General features: G+C 72.0%; 14 protein-coding genes and 1 pseudogene. 7 read left to right on the top strand and 8 right to left on the bottom strand.

The genetic code is table 11. The features are described 5' to 3' along the window. Positions 1-65 precede the first annotated feature (65 nt). From ALLO2_RS15480 to ALLO2_RS15455, 7 genes and pseudogenes are all read right to left on the bottom strand, one after another. A complete protein-coding gene (locus ALLO2_RS15480) occupies positions 66-2,213 on the bottom strand; it encodes a 3-hydroxyacyl-CoA dehydrogenase NAD-binding domain-containing protein (RefSeq protein ID WP_023841680.1) in 2,148 nt (715 codons plus the stop codon). An 89-nt stretch (positions 2,214-2,302) separates the two neighbouring features. Further along, positions 2,303-3,511, bottom strand: coding sequence for an acetyl-CoA C-acyltransferase (locus tag ALLO2_RS15475; protein WP_035732902.1), 1,209 nt, complete (start codon positions 3,509-3,511; stop codon positions 2,303-2,305). 248 nt (positions 3,512-3,759) lie between these two features. Next, complete coding sequence (locus ALLO2_RS15470) at positions 3,760-5,100, bottom strand: HRDC domain-containing protein (protein WP_049760860.1); 1,341 nt, start codon at positions 5,098-5,100, stop codon at positions 3,760-3,762. Between the two features lie 173 nt (positions 5,101-5,273). Next, a complete protein-coding gene (locus ALLO2_RS27825; RefSeq protein WP_255361205.1) occupies positions 5,274-5,516 on the bottom strand; it encodes a DUF3000 family protein in 243 nt (80 codons plus the stop codon). An 89-nt stretch (positions 5,517-5,605) separates the two neighbouring features. Then, positions 5,606-5,929 (bottom strand): annotated as a pseudogene (locus ALLO2_RS27820) (DUF3000 family protein); the annotation flags it as partial. Positions 5,930-6,066: 137 nt separating this feature from the next. Continuing rightward, positions 6,067-6,318: a hypothetical protein gene (locus tag ALLO2_RS15460; protein ID WP_023841679.1), complete on the bottom strand. Its 252-nt coding sequence runs from the start codon at positions 6,316-6,318 to the stop codon at positions 6,067-6,069. A 288-nt stretch (positions 6,319-6,606) separates the two neighbouring features. Beyond that, positions 6,607-7,062 (bottom strand): DUF3817 domain-containing protein, encoded by a 456-nt coding sequence (locus ALLO2_RS15455; RefSeq protein WP_023841678.1) that lies wholly within the window; start codon positions 7,060-7,062, stop codon positions 6,607-6,609. A 302-nt stretch (positions 7,063-7,364) separates the two neighbouring features. Between ALLO2_RS15455 and hemE the strand changes: the two genes are divergently transcribed. The 4 genes from hemE to ALLO2_RS15435 all read left to right on the top strand — a co-directional run bounded on the left by hemE (position 7,365) and on the right by ALLO2_RS15435 (position 13,326). Further along, on the top strand, positions 7,365-8,474 hold the full coding sequence (gene hemE, locus ALLO2_RS15450; RefSeq protein WP_011435777.1) for a uroporphyrinogen decarboxylase: 1,110 nt from the start codon (positions 7,365-7,367) through the stop codon (positions 8,472-8,474). 101 nt (positions 8,475-8,575) lie between these two features. Further along, the gene (gene hemG, locus ALLO2_RS15445) at positions 8,576-9,991 is read left to right on the top strand and encodes a protoporphyrinogen oxidase (RefSeq protein WP_011435778.1); all 1,416 of its coding nucleotides are present in this window, start codon (positions 8,576-8,578) and stop codon (positions 9,989-9,991) included. Positions 9,992-10,042: 51 nt separating this feature from the next. Next, positions 10,043-10,738 carry a hydrogen peroxide-dependent heme synthase gene (gene hemQ, locus ALLO2_RS15440; protein ID WP_011435779.1) on the top strand — a complete coding sequence of 232 codons (696 nt, stop codon included), beginning with the start codon at positions 10,043-10,045 and terminating at the stop codon, positions 10,736-10,738. 926 nt (positions 10,739-11,664) lie between these two features. After that, positions 11,665-13,326: a sugar transferase gene (locus tag ALLO2_RS15435; protein ID WP_198031016.1), complete on the top strand. Its 1,662-nt coding sequence runs from the start codon at positions 11,665-11,667 to the stop codon at positions 13,324-13,326. A 13-nt stretch (positions 13,327-13,339) separates the two neighbouring features. Here the strand turns inward: ALLO2_RS15435 and cysC are convergent, their stop codons facing one another. Next, complete coding sequence (gene cysC / locus ALLO2_RS15430; RefSeq protein ID WP_035732900.1) at positions 13,340-15,226, bottom strand: adenylyl-sulfate kinase; 1,887 nt, start codon at positions 15,224-15,226, stop codon at positions 13,340-13,342. A gap of 35 nt (positions 15,227-15,261) precedes the next feature. Here cysC and ALLO2_RS15425 point away from each other — a divergent pair, with 35 nt between their 5' ends. The 3 genes from ALLO2_RS15425 to ALLO2_RS15415 all read left to right on the top strand — a co-directional run bounded on the left by ALLO2_RS15425 (position 15,262) and on the right by ALLO2_RS15415 (position 18,420). Beyond that, positions 15,262-16,074: a 3'(2'),5'-bisphosphate nucleotidase CysQ gene (locus ALLO2_RS15425; RefSeq protein WP_023840932.1), complete on the top strand. Its 813-nt coding sequence runs from the start codon at positions 15,262-15,264 to the stop codon at positions 16,072-16,074. Between the two features lie 196 nt (positions 16,075-16,270). Next, positions 16,271-17,176 (top strand): sulfate adenylyltransferase subunit CysD, encoded by a 906-nt coding sequence (gene cysD / locus ALLO2_RS15420; RefSeq protein WP_035732944.1) that lies wholly within the window; start codon positions 16,271-16,273, stop codon positions 17,174-17,176. Next, on the top strand, positions 17,176-18,420 hold the full coding sequence (locus tag ALLO2_RS15415) for a sulfate adenylyltransferase subunit 1 (RefSeq protein WP_035732899.1): 1,245 nt from the start codon (positions 17,176-17,178) through the stop codon (positions 18,418-18,420). Before cysD ends, ALLO2_RS15415 begins: the two co-directional genes overlap by 1 nt. Positions 18,421-18,433 lie beyond the last annotated feature (13 nt).

The following is an 18,433-nucleotide window of genomic DNA, read 5'->3' as shown; positions in this document are numbered from 1 at the left end:
TGGCGACGACGAGCCACCGGTCCGCACGGCCTGACCGGCGCCGATGGTCAGGGCGGCCGATTGGATCAGCGCAGGGTGGCGACCCCCGGCGGGGCGAAGCGCTGCCCGGTGACGGCCTCGCTGATGCCGCTACGGTCCAGGTAGGGCGTGATGCCGCCGAGGTGGAACGGCCAGCCGGCGCCGAGGATCATGCACAGGTCGATGTCGGCGGCCTCCGCGACGATCTTCTCGGTCAGCATCAGATGGATCTCCTCGGCGAGCGCCCGCAGCGCCGCCTCGCGTACCTCGTCCCCGGTCAGCGGGGTGGCGGCCGGGGACGGCGTGAAGATGAGCGCGGCGGCGTCCGGGTCGACGGTCTGGACGCCGTCCGGGCCCGTGGTGTAGACGCCGCTCCGGCCCGCCTCGACCAGCCGGGCGAGAGCCGTCGGCCGCCGGAACCGGTCCGGGAACGCCGCGTGCAGTGTCTCCGCGACGTGCAGGGCGACCGGCGGCCCGACGAGGGCGAGCAGGGTCATCGGGGACATCGGCAGCCCCAGCGGATCGAGGGCGTGGTCGGCCTCCTCGAGCGGCGTACCGCCCTCTGTCGCGCCGAGCACCTCCCCGAGGAACCGCGTCAGCAGCCGGTTGACGACGAACGCCGGGGCATCGGCGACCAGGACCGCGTTCTTCTTCAGGTTCTTCGCCACGGCCAGCGTCGTCGCGATGGTGGCGTCGTCGCTGCGGGCAGCGCGGACCACCTCGACCAGGGGGAGGACCGACACCGGATTGAAGAAGTGCAGCCCGGCTACCCGTTCGGGATGATCGAGCCCAGCGGCCATCTCGGTGACCGACAGCGCCGAGGTGTTCGTCAGGAGCACGGCCGTGGGCGCCACGACGGCCTCGAGCTCCGCGAGCACGGTCCGCTTGACGGCCAGGTTCTCGAAGACGGCCTCGATGACGAGGTCCGCGTCCGCGAAGGCGTCCTTGGTCAGGGATCCGGTGACGTTCGCCTTGTAGCGGTTCGCCTGGTCGGGGGTGATGCGGTGGCGCAGCAGGAGGTTGTCGACCTCCTGGTGGACCCCCGCGACCCCGGCGTCGAGCCGGGCCTGGTCGATGTCGGTGAGCACCACCGGCACCTCGAGCCGGTGCGCGAACACGAGGGCGAGCTGGCTTGCCATGAGGCCGGCGCCGACCACCCCGACCTTCGTCACGGGCCGGGCCAGCGCCGGGTCCGGCCCGCCCACCGGCCGCTTCGCCCGCTTCTGCACGAGGTCGAAGGAGTACAGGCTGGCGGCGAGTTCGTCGCTGACGGACAGATCGGCGAGGGCCTCGGTCTCGGCCGCGTACCCGGTGGCGCGGTCGGCGGTCTCGGCGAGCGCGAGGAGGTCCAACGCCCGGTAGGCGGCCGGCGCGGCCCCGTGCAGCTTCGCGTCGGCGAGCGTCCGGCCCCGTGCGATCGCCTCCGCCCAGCCCGCCCCCCGCTCGACCGGCGCGCGGGCGGCCACCGGGTCGACATCGCCGCGCAGCACCTGGCCCACCCAGCGCAGCGCCTCCGCCAGGAAGTCCGCCGGCTCCAGCAGCACGTCCCCGAGACCCAGCTCGAACGCCTGCCGGCCGCGCAGCATGCGGTTCTGGCTGAGCGCGTTGCCGATGACGACGGACACCGCCCGTTCGGCGCCGATGAGGTTGGGCAGCAGCTGGGTGCCGCCCCAGCCCGGGACGAGGCCGAGGAAGACCTCTGGGAAGGCGAGTGCGGGAATGCCGGCGGACAGCGCCCGGTAGTCGCAGTGCAGGGCCAGCTCCAGCCCGCCGCCCAGCGCCACCCCGTTGACGAGGGCGAAGGTCGGGACCTTCCGGTCACCCAGGCGACCCTCACCCACCCGGGCGAAGGCCTCGTGCCCGAGGCGGCCGAGCGCCGCGAGCGAGGGGCGGATCCGCTCCGGGTCGGTGAGCGATGAGCGGAAGGACAGGTCCGCACCCACGCTGAAGATGAACGGCTTGCCGGTGACGGCGATCGCGGCGACCGGCGGGTCGTGCGCCTCGATCTCGTCGACGGCGGCGAGCAGGGACCGCAGGCCGGCCGGGCCGAAGGTGTTCGGCCGGGTGTGGTCATGACCGTTGTCGAGGGTGATCAGGGCGACGGGCCCGGCCACCTCGGGCAGCCGCGCGTAGCGGACGTGGGCGGCCGTGACGACCTCGCCCGGGAAGGACAGGGTCACCTCGTCGATGGTCATGGATCTCCCCTCGGTTCCGCCGCGGGCCCGGTCGTGTCGGACGGGTCGTCCCGGGTCGGTCGTCGTGCCTGCTCGGTCGTCGTACCTGCTCAGTTGGCCGCGGCGTGGTGCGGATTCGCCCAGATCGTGGTGGCGCCCATGCCGAGACCCACGCACATCGCCGTCATGCCATAGCGCACCTCGGGATGCTCGGCGAACTGCCGGGCGAGCTGGGTCATCAGGCGCNCCCCGCTGGACGCCAGTGGGTGACCGAACGCGATGGCCCCGCCGTACGGGTTGACCCGGGGATCGTCCTCGGCGATGCCGAAGTGGTCGAGGAAGGCCAGGACCTGCACGGCGAAGGCCTCGTTCAGCTCGAACAGGCCGATGTCGTCGATGGTCAGGCCGGTGCGGGCCAGCGCCTTCTCCGTCGACGGGATCGGCCCGACGCCCATCACCTCGGGGGGGACTCCGGCGAACGCGAAACCCACCAGGCTCATCTTCGCCGGCAGGCTTAGCTCGGCCGCCACCTCGGCGGCGGCGAGCAGGCAGCCGGTGGCGCCGTCGTTGAGCCCGGCGGAGTTGCCCGCGGTCACCCGCCCGTGCGGCCGGAACGGCGTGCGCAGCCCGGCGAGCCCCGCCTGCGTGGTGTCCGGTCGCGGCGGCTCGTCGACGGTGACGAACTCCCAGCCCGTCTCGACGTGCCGGGCGGCCACCGGGACGAGGTCGGGCTGGATCTGACCGTTCGCGTACGCCTTGGCGACCTTCTCCTGGGAGGCCAGAGCGAAGGCGTCCGCCCGCGATTTGGTGATCTTGGGGTACCGGTCGTGCAGGTTCTCGGCGGTCGAGCCCATCACCAGCGCGGAGGTGTCCACGAGCCGTTCGGCGACGAACCGGGGGTTGAGGTCGGCGCCTTCGCCCATCGGGTGGCGGCCCATGTGTTCCNCCCCGCCGGCCACGGCCACGTCGTAGGCGCCGACGGCGATCGACGAGGCCGTCGTGGTCACCGCCGTGACGGCGCCTGCGCACATCCGGTCGATCGCGAAGCCCGGCACCGTTTCCGGCAACCCGGACAGGATGGCGGCGACCCGGCCGATGGTCAGGCCTTGATCGCCGATCTGGGTGGTGGCCGCGATCGCCACCTCGTCGATCCGCTCGGGGGGGAGGGAAGGATTGCGTCGCAGCAGCTCCCGGATCACCCGCACGATCAGATCGTCGGCACGGGTCTCGGCGTAGACGCCCTTGGCCTTCCCGAACGGGGTTCGGACCCCGTCGACGAACACGACGTCGCGTACGAAGTTTCTGGATGATCCGAACACGGGACCTCCCGACCCGCGGCCGCCACCGACCGCCGGTTCGTCGCCGTCGAACGTCGGCCGTTGTCCGAAACCCGGTTCCAGGGCCTGGACAGCCAGCCGGCACCGGCGCGGATACCGCCGGCACGGCTAGCCTACGGCAGCGGTTACCAGCCGGTAGACATCCCGGAGCCATGGATGCCGGATGCCCGGGGAGGCCGATGCCGTGATGCGCCGGTCCGTCCCTGGCCCACGACCCGCGGATCCGGTCGTCAGCCCGCCGGCTCGGCTGCCGGTTCGGCCGGTTCGGCCGGTTCCGTCGGTTCGGCCGGCGGCTCGGCGAGGACGGTGAGCAGGGGAGCGGCCGTCAGCTTGATCTGCCAGGGGCGTGCCCCGCCGGTCCGCAGCGCCCCGGCGACGGCCGTGTCCGTCAGGGGATTCGGCGGGGACCAGGCGAGCCGCCGGGACAACGCGGGCTCGAGGAGGTTTTCCACCGGCATCGTGTGGGCGGCGGCGAGGGCGGCCAGCGCGGCCCGCACCCGGGCCAGCCGCGACGCGGCCACCGGGTCGCGCTCGGCCCAGCGGTTGGGCGGCGGCAGACCGTCGCCGCCCGGTCCGGCCGGGGCGGGCAGCTCCTCCTCGGGCAGTGCGGCGGCGCCACGCAGGGCGTCGAGCCAGACGTTCGCGGTGCGGCGGATCCGTGGTCCGGAGAAGATGGGCAGCCGGACCAGCGCGGCCGCGTCGGTGGGGGCGTTCAGCACGGCGTCCATGATCGCGCTGTCCGGGAGGACGCGACCCGGCGCGACGTCACGGGTACGAGCTAGCCGGTCCCGGGCGGTCCACATCGCCCGGACCGCCGCCAGCTGGCGGCGGGACCGGGCTCGGTGGATCCCGCTCGTCCGGCGCCACGGCTCGGCCCGTGGCTCGCGTGGCGGGGCCGCGACGATCGCGGCGAACTCCTGCCGGGCAAACTCGATCTTGTTCTGTTCGATCAGCTCCGCCTCGAGCGCGTCGCGCAACTCCACCAGCAGCTCGACGTCGAGTGCCGCGTAGCGCAGCCACGGCTCGGGAAGCGGGCGGGTCGACCAGTCCGCGGCCGAATGGCCCTTCTCCAGCCCGTAGCCCAGCACCCGTTCGACCATTATCCCCAGCCCGACCCGTTCGTAGCCCAGCAACCGGCCGGCGAGCTCCGTGTCGAACAGCAGACTCGGCCGCAGACCGAGCTCGGACAGGCACGGAAGGTCCTGGCTGGCGGCGTGCAGCACCCATTCGACCCCGCCCACCGCGTCCTGGATGACGCTCAGATCCTCGAGCGCGATCGGATCGAGGAGCAGCGAGCCCGTGCCCCGCCGTCGGATCTGGACGAGGTAGGCCCGCTGGCTGTACCGGTAACCGGACGCACGTTCGGCGTCGAACGCGACCGGCCCGATGCCGGCCGCGAGGCGTTCCGCCGCCGCGGCGAGTTCCGCGGTGTCAACGATGACGGGGGGTACCCCGTCCGCAGGGATGAGCAGCGGGATGGGCTCATGAGCACCGGTGCTGGGCTGTACCTCCACCTCTGCGCTGACACCCCCGCTGACCTGCTGTGTTGATTCAGGAACCGTCGACGTCACGATCGGTGATCGTACGTCTGAATCCTGACGGAGGTAGCCGTGTCCTACAGCGAATCGCGTTATTTATACGCTTTGTAACGACGTGGTAATGGGAGGTGTGCGCGGTGGAAGGTCGGCCGCGGCGCGCGGTGGGTGGTGCGGTGCTGTCCGTCCGGCGGGCCGGTGTGACGCGGTCAACTCCGGCGAGTTGGTAGCGTGATGACTCCGGACAGTTGTGGGGGAAGCCCGGCCATGGCCGCGAGCAGGTCCCCGAACGCGAGCAGGTGGGCGACCGTCGCCGAGGCGCTCCAAGGCAGCCGGCCCTGCGTGTCCGGCCCCGCGGGGCCGCGGTCGGATGCGAGGGCGGTCTCCGCCCAGTCGGGTGACCAGGAGCAGCGCAGCTCCACGTCGAAACTGTCCCCGTCGGCCGCGAGCACACCGAAGCGTTGTGACGCGGTGGCCGTGTGACCGTGCCGCCCAGGGCGCGCACGCCCGCGCCGTGCGCCTCCAATGATTCCCGCAGCCACGACCAGGCGACCTCGGCGAGCAGGGGATCGCCGGCGATCTCCCGGTCGATGCTCGCGCGGGCGTAGCAGACGATGCGGGCCGTGCCCTGCCAGGCCGGCTGTCCCTGGGGATCCATGAGCAGGATGAGCCGGCCGGCCGCGGTGTCGGCCTCGTCCCCGGTCAGCCCGCCGGCCAGAGCGAAGGAGAACGGCGCGACCCGGGTGGGTGCCGCCACCTCGTGCACCGCCACCTCCGGGCGTAGCCGCGCGATCCCCGCGCGCAGGGCGTCGGTGACCGCGAGGAAGATCGGAGGGCTCGCCTCGGATGACTGCGCGACCCCCATGACGGCAACGGTAGGACGTCGGTCGTGATCATGCTGGCCAGACGCCGGAGCGTACGGGTTCGGTCCCGTTGCGTGCGGGCGGGAACCGGTGAGCCGGTGTCCGGAGTACCCCGGCTGAGGGGCGGAACTGTGCAGGCTCACGCCGGGATCCGCGCGGCGGCACGATCGCGGCCGCGGAGATCTCGGACTGCGGGGGTCTCGCGCACGGGCCTCGGCCGGGTCGTCGGCCGCTCCGCGGGGGCCGGCCCGACCAGCACCGCGGTGCCACAGGAGGTGCAGGCCCACTCCGGGCAGTCGTCACCGTGCCCGTCGGAGCACGGAGGTTGCTCGAAGATGCGCTCGTCGCGGCATGCGATGCAGACGAGAACGATGTGATCCTCGGCGCTCATCCGGACCTGTTCCACTCGACCACCACTCCCCGCGCACGTCTGCCCGTGATGCGTCCCGTTGGATCGTGGTGGGCGCATAACCACGGATCGCGCGCCATTCGCCACGGCCGGAGGGAGAGGAACGCGGGATGACGCGCACCCTCTACCCCAATTCCGACCGGACTGACGGTGCCACGGGACGAGCGGATGTCCGTGCATTCTCTCCGGCGTGTCGCGTGAGCCCGTCTCGGGGCGGTGCGGGGCGGATCGCCCGGTCTGTGGGCCGGTGGGGTCGGGCCGGCCCCAGGCTCAGCCCGCCTGGCCGGCCGGCTTCGAGGTGGGGCGTGCCGGCTCCGCGTTGCCCAGCCGGACGGCGTCGCCGCGCAGCCAGTGCCGCTCGACGAAGAACGGGGCGACAGGCAGCACCGCGGCGATCAGCGCGAGTACGGTCCGCTTACGGCGCCAGCGCCCGACCATCGAGAGGTAGCCGATGAGGGCGCAATAGGTGAGGAAGAGCACGCCGTGGATCGGGCCGAGGATCCGCACGCCGATCGGGTAGCCGGCACCGTATTTGATCGCGGTCGCGACGAGCAGCAGAAGGAAGGACGACGCCTCGGCGAGCGAGACGACGCGGGCCAGGGCAAGGGGCTGGAAGGCGCCGCTCGGGGCACGACCGGTCATCGGTGACTCCTCGTCGTAGCAGATGGCGTCGTAGCAGACGGTGTAGTAGCAGACGGCGTAGCAGATGACACTGAGGTGTTCCACTGTTCGGGCGCCTTGGCGCTCCGGGACCCGGGACGCGCCGTGGCCGTGCCACGGCGACCGCGGGATTCGTCACGTCCGCTCGATCGTTCGTCCCCGTCCGCCGAGCGCGGCCTCGACGGGCGGGAGCGCCCGACACCGGCTGAACCTGGAAGTTCTTCTACTCAGAGTAGAAGATAGCGGATGTGCAACGTTCCGGTTCGTACTCCCCGGTCCTCGCCGCTGGGAGCCGTCAGGCCCGTGTGGTGGCCCATCCCGCTACGGCCGTCCTCCCACACCTCCCACAGGCGTGCAACGATCGACCCATGCCTGTCCTCCACGTTGACGCGCGACCCGGATCCGGGCCGGGTGGCGTCTCGCCCCCGCCGAGCGGTGCAGCGCTCGCCCGGCGGCCCGGCCTGGCCGACACCGCGCCCTTCCTGCGTGCCTGTCGACGGGAGCACCCCGGGACCACGCCGGTGTGGTTCATGCGTCAGGCCGGGCGGGTCCTGCCCGAGTACCGGGCCCTGCGCGCGGGAGTCGCCATGCTCGACTCCTGCCGGGACGCCGAGATGATCACGGAGATCACGCTCCAGCCGGTACGCCGGTTCCGGCCGGACGCGGCGATCTTCTTCTCCGACATCGTGGTGCCCCTGGTCGCGATCGGCCTCGACATCGACATCGTCGCCGGGATCGGACCGGTGGTGGCCGAGCCCGTGCGGGACGCCGTCGGGCTCGCCGCGTTGCGTGCACTGGAGCCGGACGACGTTCCCTACGTGGCCGACGCGGTCCGGTTCCTGCTGGCCGAGCTGGGTTCAACCCCGCTGATCGGGTTCGCCGGGGCGCCGTTCACCCTCGCGAGCTACCTCATCGAGGGCGGACCGAGTCGCGACCACGCCCGCACCAAGGCGTTGATGTACAGCGAACCGAAGCTCTGGCACGCCCTGCTGGCCCGGCTCGCCGACATCACCACCGCCTTCCTGCGCGTCCAGGTGGATGCCGGTGTTGACGCGCTGCAGCTGTTCGACTCCTGGGCCGGGGCGCTGGACGAGGCGGACTACCGTCGCTACGTCGCGCCGCACAGCGCTCGGGTGCTGGCGGCCTTCGCCGGTGAGGTGCCGCGCATCCACTTCGGTGTGAACACCGGTGAGCTGCTCGCCGCGATGGGCCAGGCGGGTGCGGACGTCGTCGGCGTCGACTGGCGGGTCCCTCTCGACGAGGCCGCCCGGCGGATCGGGCCCGGTCATGCCGTGCAGGGAAACCTCGACCCGACCGCGGTCTTCGCCCCCGAACCGGTGCTCGCCGCCAAGGTGCGCGACGTCTGCGCCCGCGGGGCCGAGGCAGAGGGGCACGTGTTCAACCTCGGCCACGGGGTGCTGCCGCAGACCGATCCGGGCGTGCTCGCGCACGTCGCCGACCTTGTCCACGGCGGATGATCCACGGCGGATGATCCGCCTTCATCGGGCCGGTTCACTGGCACCGGCCCGATGGTGAAAGCTGGCGGGCGGCACCACTCAACGTGAAGGGCGGCAGGAACGTGCGGGTTGTGATCGTCGGTGGGGGTATCGCCGGGCTCTCGGCCGCCCGCGCCTTGGCCGGGCACGCCGAAGTGACCGTCCTCGATGCGGCGGACCGGGTCGGTGGCAAGCTGCGTACCACCCCGATCGAGGGTCTGGACGTCGAAGAGGGCGCGGAGTCCTTCCTCGCCCGGGTTCCCGACGGACTCCGCCTGGCCCGGCAGATCGGGCTCGGGCACGAGATCGTGCATCCGGCCACGACGTCAGCCTCACTGTGGATCCGCGGCCGGCTGCATCCCATCCCCCCGAACACCCTGCTCGGAGTGCCGACCGACGTCCTCGGCCTGCTCCGCTCGCGGGTGCTGTCCCCGTGGGGGCTGGTGCGGGCCGCCGCCGACCTGGTGCTGCCGCGGACGCGTTTCGCCGACGATCCGACCGTCGGTCGCTACGTCGGCACGCGGGTCGGGCGCGAAGTCGTCGACCTGCTGGTGGATCCGCTGCTCGGGGGGGTGTATGCGGGCCGGGCCGACGCGCTGTCGCTGCGGGCGACCGTGCCCCAGCTCGTCCCCATCTTCGCCGAGGACCGCTCGCTGCTCCTCGGCGCGCACCGGGTGCGGGCCCGTACCGGACCCGCGACGACGACCTCGACGGCGCCGCTGTTCGCCACGCTTCGGGGGGGGCTGGGCTCCTTCGCGGCGCGAGTGGCGGCGCAGTCCGGCGCCACCGTGCGCACCGGGGTGCTCGTCCGCTCGATCGCGAAGACCGCGGGCGGCTGGCAGGTCAACTGTGACCGGGTGGGCGGCGCGGACGCCCTCGGGCCGTTCCAGGCCGACGCCGTGATCCTCGCGGTGCCTGCCGGGGTGGCCCGCGCCCTGCTGGCGCCGCTGGCCCCGCATGCCTCCGCCCCGCTTGCCGGCGTGCCCTACGCCTCGGTCGGCCTGGTGACGCTGGTCTACCGGGACGCCGCGCCGCCACCCGGCAGCGGATTCCTCGTGCCCGCCCGGGCGGGCACCGCGGTGAAGGCGGCCACCTTCCTGTCCGCCAAGTGGCCGCACCTGGGCTCCGACCGGCTCACGGTGGTGCGGGCGAGCATCGGCCGCGCCGGTGCCGAACAGGACCTGCAGCGCGGGGATGTGGAGCTCGCCGGGGTGGCGGCGGCGGAGATCGCGCAGATCACCGGCCTGTCCGGTCGGCCGGTAGCGACCCGGGTGAGTCGCTGGGGCGGGGCGCTCCCGCAGTACCTGCCGGGTCATCTCAACCGGATCGCCGCGGTGCGCCGGGGGCTTCCAGCGGGGATCGCCCTCGCCGGCGCGGGATACGACGGTGTAGGCATCCCGGCCTGCATCCGGTCGGGGGAGACCGCCGCGCACGCGGTGCTGAGGGCTACCCGGACGGCGCAGGGCAGTCCGGCCGATCCGGTGGGCCCGGGAATCTGATCACGTGCACCGGCCCGGACCGCGTCCGGCCGCCGGTGAAGGAGGCTGGGAATGTCGGAGTCTACGAAATCGGCCCGCGAACTCAACGCGGAGCTGCTCTACACGGGATGGTCGGTCTTCGCGGCCGACCGTCCGCTACCCGCCGAGCGGACCCCGCTGATCGACGAGGCGACCGCCCTGCTCGACGGGGCGCTGGCCAAGGACGTCTACACCCGCGGTGTCTACGAGATCTCGGGCTACCGGGCCGATGCGGACCTGATGGTCTGGTGGACGAGCCCGGACCCGGACCTGCTGCAGGAGACCTACCAGCGGTTCCGGCGGACGGCCCTGGGCGGGCACCTGCGTCCGGTGTGGTCGGCGGTCGGCCTGCACCGGCCGGCGGAGTTCAACCAGAACCACATCCCCGCCTTCGTCCGGCGGGAGGACCCCCGCGGTTATCTCTGCGTCTACCCGTTCAACCGCTCGCTGGAGTGGTACCTGCTGCCGGACTATGAACGGCGCGGGATGCTAGCCGAGCACGGGATCATGGGCCGGGAGTACGAGGACGTCCGGGCCAACACGGTGGCTTCGTTCGGACTGGGCGACTACGAGTGGCTGCTCGCCTTCGAGGCGGATGAGCTGCACCGGATCGTCGACTGCATCCGGCACCTTCGGGCCAGCGCGGCGCGACGGCACACCAGGCTGGAGACGCCGTTCTACACCGGTGCCCGCAAGCCGCTGGCGGACGTCGTCACCGCCCTGCCCTGAGGCGGCTGGCTGCCGGGTAGACCGGCGGAGGACCGGGACGGCAGCCGGCGCCTGCCTGGGCGCCCCCACCCGTCCGGCAGGCGCCGACCGTCCCGTGACTGTGCTCACCGGCCTCACCCGGGCGGCATCACTCCAGGTGACATCAATCCCGGGGACATCACCCCGGCGATATCACGTCGGCGACGTCGCACGGGGCGCGCCGGATCGCACAGCCCCACCCCCCGGCGCCCGCGGGGGCGGGCAGCCGACGGATCCCGAGTCGAGACCCGCGATCCATAACGCAGAGTAGCATTATCACCGCTGTTTGTGTGCGCAGTGTATGCGTCAGGCGTCCGTGGGTCGATGGTGTCCGTCATGTCCGCATCGGTGGGCGGACTTGGAAGGTTCGTCGACTCGGAAGGTTCGTCATGGCGGTCGCTGCCCGACGACCGCATCTCTGTTACTGTGAGTCGCCATAAACGCACGGATCACGCCATCGCCACGGTCGGCGGTCGGGGCGCCACGCCGCCATCGCCTGGCCGGGCCGCTGGTAAATCGTCTTGGCGCAGCCGGTAACGTTGCCCCCGTGACCACGGAGCGCCACCCGTGTCGGCGTCCGGTACTCCAGTTCGCTCCGGTGTGTGCCGACACACTCCAGCGGGACCTGGATGATGCGTGCGTTCGGCTCGTCGTTCGGGATGGCCCACAGTCAGTGGCGGGGGGAAGATCGCTGGAGGTCCGGTCGATGTACCACCGAGGGATGAATTCGTGGCTGTCTGAGCGAGGGGTGCCGCGGGCCGCCGAACGGGGAGGACGATGACACCTCCGGGCCCGCTCGGATCCTCGTTCGGGCTCGGGCACGTGCCGGCGCCACTGGGCCAGTCCATTCGGCCGGGTCCGGTCGGTGTCGTCAACGCGCACCGTCGCGGTGCTGGGGGGGACCACGAGTGACGGAGACGGTGTCCGGCGGCACGCGCGCGACCGCTGGGTCGAACTTCGTTCCGCGCACCCGCGGCGGGCAGGGGATGCCGTTCCCGCCGGACGCGCCGGCGGGAACGGCCGGCCGGCCCGCCGGCGCACCGCCGAGCCGCACGGCCACCGGGCCCGGCGGGCGGCACAGCGCGGGGAGGGTGAGCCCGGCCGCCGTCGAGACGGGCGGCTACCGCGCTCAGGTGACCTGGGAACGGCGTTACGTCCGGCTGCTTGTCCTGTTCGACGCGGCCGCCTGCGTGGTGGCAGCGGGGCTCGCGTATTTCGTGCGATTCGGCGACCTGGTCGACTTCGGCACCCAGCCGGTGTCCTCCAAGCCGTACATCCTCATGACGGTTCTGCTGCCGCTCGCCTGGGTGCTGGCGATGTCCCTGAACCGGGCCTACGAGAGCCGGTTCCTCGGTGGCGGGTCGGAGGAGTTCCGGCGGGTGGTCAACACGGCGGCCCGGTTCACCGCGGCGGTGGCCATCGCCTCGTACGCGACGAAGGCGGAGATCGCCCGTAGTTACGTGCTGATCGCCTTCCCGGCCGCGACCCTGTTCTCCATGGTGGGTCGGGTCGTCGGCCGCGGCCTCCTACACCGGATGCGCCGGGCGGGCCGCTGCCTGCACCGGGTGCTCGTGGTCGGGGCCGGGGAGTCGGCTGCCACCCTGGTCCGGCTGGCCCAGCGGGATCCGACGTCGGGTTGGGCGGTCGTCGGTGTCGTGCTCGACCGCTCGCCCGGCCGGCACAGTCACGACTCCCCGGAACGCAGTGGGTTCGACCTGCTCGGGGTGCCGATCGTCGGCACCTCGGAAACCCTGCACACGGCCATCCGGGCGACGTACGCCACCACGGTTGCCATCAGTCCGCAGATGGACGGCGAGACGTTGCGCCGGGTGCTGTGGACGCTGGAGGGCAGCGACGTCGACGTGCTGGTCTCCTCGGCGCTGACCGACGTGACCGGGCCGCGGATCTCGATTCGTCCGGTGGCCGGGCTGCCGCTGCTGCACATCGAGGAGCCGGAGCTCACCGGTACCCGTCGGGTGATGAAGATGGTCTTCGACCGGTGCGTGGCCGGAACGATCATCCTGCTGTTCTCCCCGCTGCTGCTCGGTCTCGGGCTCGCGGTGCGCCTGACCAGCCGCGGCCCGGCGTTGTTCAAGCAGATCCGGGTGGGGCGGGGTGGTGAGCACTTCACGATGTACAAGTTCCGGTCGATGTACGTCGACGCGGAGGCGCGCAAGGCGGAGCTGGAGTCGCGCAACGAGCGGGCCGAGGGGCTGCTGTTCAAGATGCGTGACGACCCGCGGATCACCAAGGTCGGGAAGTTCCTGCGCAAGTGGTCGCTCGACGAGCTGCCGCAGNTGNTCAACGTNNNGNNCGGCACGATGTCGCTGGTGGGGCCGCGTCCGCCGCTGCCGTCGGAGGTCGCCCGCTACGAGGACGACGTGCACCGCCGGCTGATGGTGAAGCCGGGGCTGACCGGCCTGTGGCAGATCAGCGGCCGGTCGGACCTCGAATGGGACGAGTCGGTCCGTCTCGACCTGCGCTACGTCGAGAACTGGTCACTGGCGATGGACTTCGTCATCCTCTGGCGCACCGTGTTCGCCGTGCTGCGTCGCGAGGGGGCGTATTAGGGGGCCCGCATGATCAGCTAGTCAGCCAGCCGGCGTGGCGTAGGTGGTCGATGATCCGGTCCACGGCGTCCTCGGCGGAGAGCTCCGCGGTGTTCACCGTGACGTCGGCGTCGGTCGGCGTCTCGTACGGATCGGACACGCCGGTGAAGGCGGGCAGGACGCCTGCGCGCGCCTTGGCATAGAGCCCCTTCCGGTCCCGCGCCTCGCACACCTCCAGCGGTGTGGACACGTGTACCAGCACGAATCCGCCGCCTGCGGCCCGGACCATCCCCCGGACCTGGGCGCGCACGTCGGCGTACGGCGCGATCGGCGCGCACACCGCGGTGCCTCCGGCTCCCGCGACCTGGGCCGCGACGAAGCCGATCCGTCGGACGTTGATATCGCGGTCGGCGCGGGAGAATCCCAGTCCCTGGGACAGGTGGGTCCGCACGACGTCCCCGTCGAGCAAAGTGAGCCGGCGTCCGCCGTATTCCAGCAGTCGACAGACGAGCAGGCCGGCCAGCGTCGACTTCCCGGAGCCGGACAGCCCGGTGAGAAACACGGTCAGGCCCCGCTTCGAACGTGGTGGGATGGCGCGGGAGAGCTCCGCGGCCACCGTCGGCGGGGTCAGTTCGGCCGGTATCGGGTTGCCAGCGTCGAGCAGCGAGGCCAGCTCCATCCGCCCGGGTGCCCCGATCGCCGGCCCGATGAGGCTGCCGGTCAGGCCGTAGAAGCTGGCCAGATGCGCCCGCTGGGCGGCGAGTTTCGCCAGTTCGTCGGCGGAGCTCGCCGCCGTCTCCACGCCTGTCCAGGCCGCGCCCGCCGCCGCCCACGCGATGTCCGCCAGGTCCGTCGGCGCTGGGGGGGCGGGCGTCACGGCCGTGGCCGGGCCCGGTACCCCTGCCGCCGCGTCGCTCGGTTTCGCGGATGTTTTCAGGACCGTCGCGCTCATGCCCGGTTCGCGGGGGGTGGCCAGCGCCTCCGACGGGATGACCGGAACGAGGACCAGCAGGCTGCGGTGCTCCGGCGTTCCTGCCTCGCCGGCTTTCGGCCGCCGGTAGGGGTCTGGCGGCGGTTCCGACCGCCGGCCGGCAACACCCGGCGGGCTGATCGCGTCGGCGGCGAGCGCCTCCGAGGAGAGCGTCGCCTCGGCGGCCCGCAACGGGGCGTCAACCGCCTTGAGAGCGGCGAGCAGGCAACGGACCCGCAGGTGATGCTCGGCGTCCGCGGGATCGGCGCCACCCACCGGGGCGAGGACGACACACCGTTTGCCCTGCCGGGTCAGCGCCCGGATCCGGCCCACGTCCGCCGTGTGGAGCAGGCCGTCCGCCCACACCGCCCAGCACGCGCCGGAACCCGCCTCGAGGCTGATCCAGCCTCGGGCGAGCAGCTCGGCCCGGACCTGGGCCGGGGTGAGCCGCAGGCCGGGATGATCGGGGTGGTGGGGCAGCCGGATGCCCTCGACCGTGCCGACTAGCCGGACCCGGGGTCCGTCCGGCCCCCCCGGCTGGTCCGGCAGGGGAATGGTCGTTCGGAGGTGCAGCGCCGCGATCATCACTCCCTCGGTGTCCCGCAGGGCCGCCGTGGAACTCGGTGTCAGTGCCTCGGCCTCGGCCGCGCCGACGACGAGGGTCGGCACCGGCACGCCGTTGATCTCGGGGTCCTCGGGATAACCGGGTTCCGACCCGAAGGCACCGAGCAGCAGCAGTTCCAGCTCGGCGAGCTGGGTCGGGCGCAGGGTCAGCGACGGCCAGGCGACCGACGCGGCCGTCAGCTCCGCGCCCCGGGCCGGCGTCGCCAGGACGGGGGTTGGTCCGGACCCGCCGGACTTGCCAGATCCGCCGGTCACACCGGCGGCACCGTTGGCACCGGACCTGGGGCGGTGATCAGGATCGGGGGCGGGATGGGAGGTGGTACTCACACTTGCGACGGTAGCTGGTGACAGACTCCATCCCAATGAACACCGATGACACCCGCCCGCCGTCCACCGTGCCGGTCGACATCGCGACCGACGAACTCGATGACGACGTCCTGGCCCGACGGTTGGCCACGGACGCCGGCAAACTGCTGTTGCGGATCAGGGAGGAGGTCGGGTTCGCCGAACCCGCGACCCTGCGTGACGCCGGGGACGCGCGTTCGCATCAGCTCCTGACCCGGGCGTTGGCGCGGCACCGCCCGCGGGACGCTGTGCTGTCCGAGGAGGGCGTTGACGACGTCGCGCGGCTGTCCGCGGAGCGGGTCTGGATCGTCGACCCCCTGGACGGCACCCGCGAGTTCGCCGAACCCGGCAGGTCGGACTGGGCGGTGCATGTCGCGCTCTGGCAGGCCGGCGAGCTCGTCTCGGGCGCGGTGGCGCTGCCGGCGCTCGGGTTGACGCTGTCCAGCGCGGGCGGGCTGCCGCCGCAGCTGGCCGGGGCGCGTCCGCCACGGATCGTGGTCAGCCGGACCCGGGCCCCACAGCTGGTCACGGAGGTCGCGGAGGCACTGGGCGCCACCATCGTCCCGATGGGTTCGGCCGGTGCGAAGGCCGGCGCCGTCATCCGCGGGGAAGCCGAGATCTACCTGCACGCCGGCGGCCAGTACGAGTGGGACTCCGCCGCCCCGGTGGCGGTCGCGCGGTCGGCGGGGCTGCACACCAGCCGGCTGGACGGCTCGCCGCTGCGGTACAACCAGCCCGACCCGCTGTTGCCCGACCTGGTCATCTGTGCTGCGAGCTGGGCATCGGAGGTTCTCCGGGCGATCGGCGCCGCGGGGGGCTCCGGCGGTTGAGGCGCGTGCCTGCGGAGTGCGCTCGGAGCGGCCGCGGAGGGTGGCGATTGTCGATCCATGGTTGTTCTGGATGGCGTCGGTCGTGGATGTGGGTCCACCGTGAGGGGCGTAATGCCGCCGAAACCGCCGGCAGGGCCGCCGTGTCCGCTACTTTGGTGGGACACATCGCCTCGACGGGGGGTTTCGCGTGCCGGTGATGGGTTACGAGCTCACCCAGCTGCAGATGCTTGAGGCCGAGGCCGTCCACATCTTCCGCGAGGTGGCCGCGGAGTTCGAGCGTCCCGCCCTGCTGTTCAGCGGCGGGAAGGACTCGATCGTCATGCTCCGGGTCGCGCAGAAGGCCTTCTGGCCCGCGAAGCTGCCGTTCCCCCTGCTGCACATCGACACCGGGCACAACTTCGACGAGGTCCTCGAGTTTCGGGACAGGCGGGCGGCGGNGCTCGCCNCCCNCCNGGTGGTCGGTTCCGTCCAGGCCGCCATTGACGAGGGCGTGCTCACCGAAGACACCCGTCCGGGAGCCTCGCGTAACCAGCTACAGACACCGGTGCTGCTCGACGCCATCGCCGACAACAAGTTCGACGCGGTGTTCGGCGGCGCGCGCCGGGACGAGGAGAAGGCGCGGGCCAAAGAGCGAGTTTACTCCTTCCGGGACGAGTTCGGCCAGTGGGACCCCAAGAACCAGCGCCCCGAGCTGTGGTCGCTCTACAACGGCCGGCACCGCCCCGGTGAGCACATCCGGGTGTTCCCGCTGTCGAACTGGACCGAGCTCGACATCTGGCGGTACATCGCCCAGGAACGGCTGGAGATCCCCTCCATCTACTACGCGCATCGCCGGGACGTGTTCGAGCGTGACGGCATGCTGCTGGCGGTCACGCCGCTGACCCGCCCCCTGGCCGGTGAGACGGCGGCGCCCCGGCAGGTGCGCTATCGCACGGTGGGCGACATCACCTGCACCGGAGCGGTCGAGTCAACCGCGGCGACCGTCGAGGAGGTCATCGCCGAGGTGGCCACCACCCGGCTCACCGAACGCGGCGCGACCCGGGCTGACGACCGGGTCAGCGAGGCGGCGATGGAGGACCGTAAGCGGGAGGGGTACTTCTGATGGCCNAGTTGCTGCGGGTCGCGACGGCGGGGTCCGTCGACGACGGGAAGTCGACCCTGATCGGGCGGCTCCTCTACGACACGAAGTCGCTGTTCTCCGACCAGCTCGCCGCGGTCGAGCGGACCAGTCGGGAGCGCGGCGACGGCTACGTCGACCTCGCGCTGCTCACCGATGGTCTGCGGGCCGAGCGGGAGCAGGGCATCACGATCGACGTCGCGTACCGTTACTTCGCCACGCCCCGGCGGTCGTTCATCCTCGCTGACACCCCCGGGCACGTGCAGTACACCCGCAACATGGTCACCGGCGCGTCCACCGCCGACCTCGCGCTGCTGCTCGTCGACGCGCGCAAGGGGGTCGTCGAGCAGACCCGCCGGCACGCCTTCCTGACGTCCTTGCTGCGCGTGCCCCATCTGGTGCTCTGTGTGAACAAGATGGACCTCGTCGACTTCGATCGGGACGTCTTCGAGAAGATCAAGGAGGAGTTCCGGCACTTCGCGGCGAAACTGGAGATCGTCGACGTCACGACGATCCCGATCTCCGCGCTGGGCGGGGACAACGTGGTCTCCCGGTCGCCGAGCACTCCCTGGTACGGGGGCAGCTCGCTGCTGCACCACCTGGAGGAGCTCCACATCGCCTCCGACCGCAACCTCATCGATGTGCGCTTCCCGGTGCAGTGGGTGGTCCGGCCGCGGAACGACGACCTGCACGACTACCGCGGGTACGCCGGTCAGGTCGCCGGCGGGGTGCTCAAGCCCGGCGACGAGGTCGTCGTCCTGCCCTCCGGGCTGACCACGCGGATCGTCGGCATCGACACGTTCGACGGCCCGGTTGACGAGGCCTTCCCGCCGATGTCGGTGACCATCCGGCTCGAGGACGATCTGGACGTCTCCCGGGGCGACATGATCGCCCGGCCGATGAACCAGCCGACCGTCGGCCAGGAACTCAACCTGATGGTCTCCTGGATGGTCGACGCCCCGCTGCGCCGCCGGGCCCGGATCGGGATCAAGCACACCACCCGTTCGGTACGGGCGATGGTCACCGACATCTGCTACCGCGTCGACATCGACACCCTGCACCGCGACGAGACCGTCGAGACGCTGGGTCTGAACGACATCGGCCGGATCGCCCTGCGGACGACGTCCCCGCTGTGCTACGACCTGTACCGCCGCAACCGGAACACCGGCAGCGTGCTGCTCATCGACGAGTCGACCGGGACCACTCTCGGCGCCGGGATGATCATCTAGCCGGTGGCGACGG

The organism is Frankia sp. Allo2 (genome assembly GCF_000733325.1).
GTDB lineage: Bacteria > Actinomycetota > Actinomycetes > Frankiales > Frankiaceae > Frankia > Frankia casuarinae.
The sequence above is the reverse complement of the archived record's forward strand: the minus strand, read 5'-3'. Positions and strand labels throughout refer to the sequence as shown.

What these genes read in the sequence shown, in the direction of transcription:
- ALLO2_RS15480 (WP_023841680.1), bottom strand. Translation starts at nt 2,213, where the DNA reads ATGACCATCGACGAGGTGACCCTGTCCTTCCCGGGCGAGGTCGTCACG.
- ALLO2_RS15460 (WP_023841679.1), bottom strand. Translation starts at nt 6,318, where the DNA reads ATGAGCGCCGAGGATCACATCGTTCTCGTCTGCATCGCATGCCGCGAC.
- ALLO2_RS15425 (WP_023840932.1), top strand. Translation starts at nt 15,262, where the DNA reads ATGAACACCGATGACACCCGCCCGCCGTCCACCGTGCCGGTCGACATC.
- hemE (WP_011435777.1), top strand. Translation starts at nt 7,365, where the DNA reads ATGCCTGTCCTCCACGTTGACGCGCGACCCGGATCCGGGCCGGGTGGC.
- hemQ (WP_011435779.1), top strand. Translation starts at nt 10,043, where the DNA reads ATGTCGGAGTCTACGAAATCGGCCCGCGAACTCAACGCGGAGCTGCTC.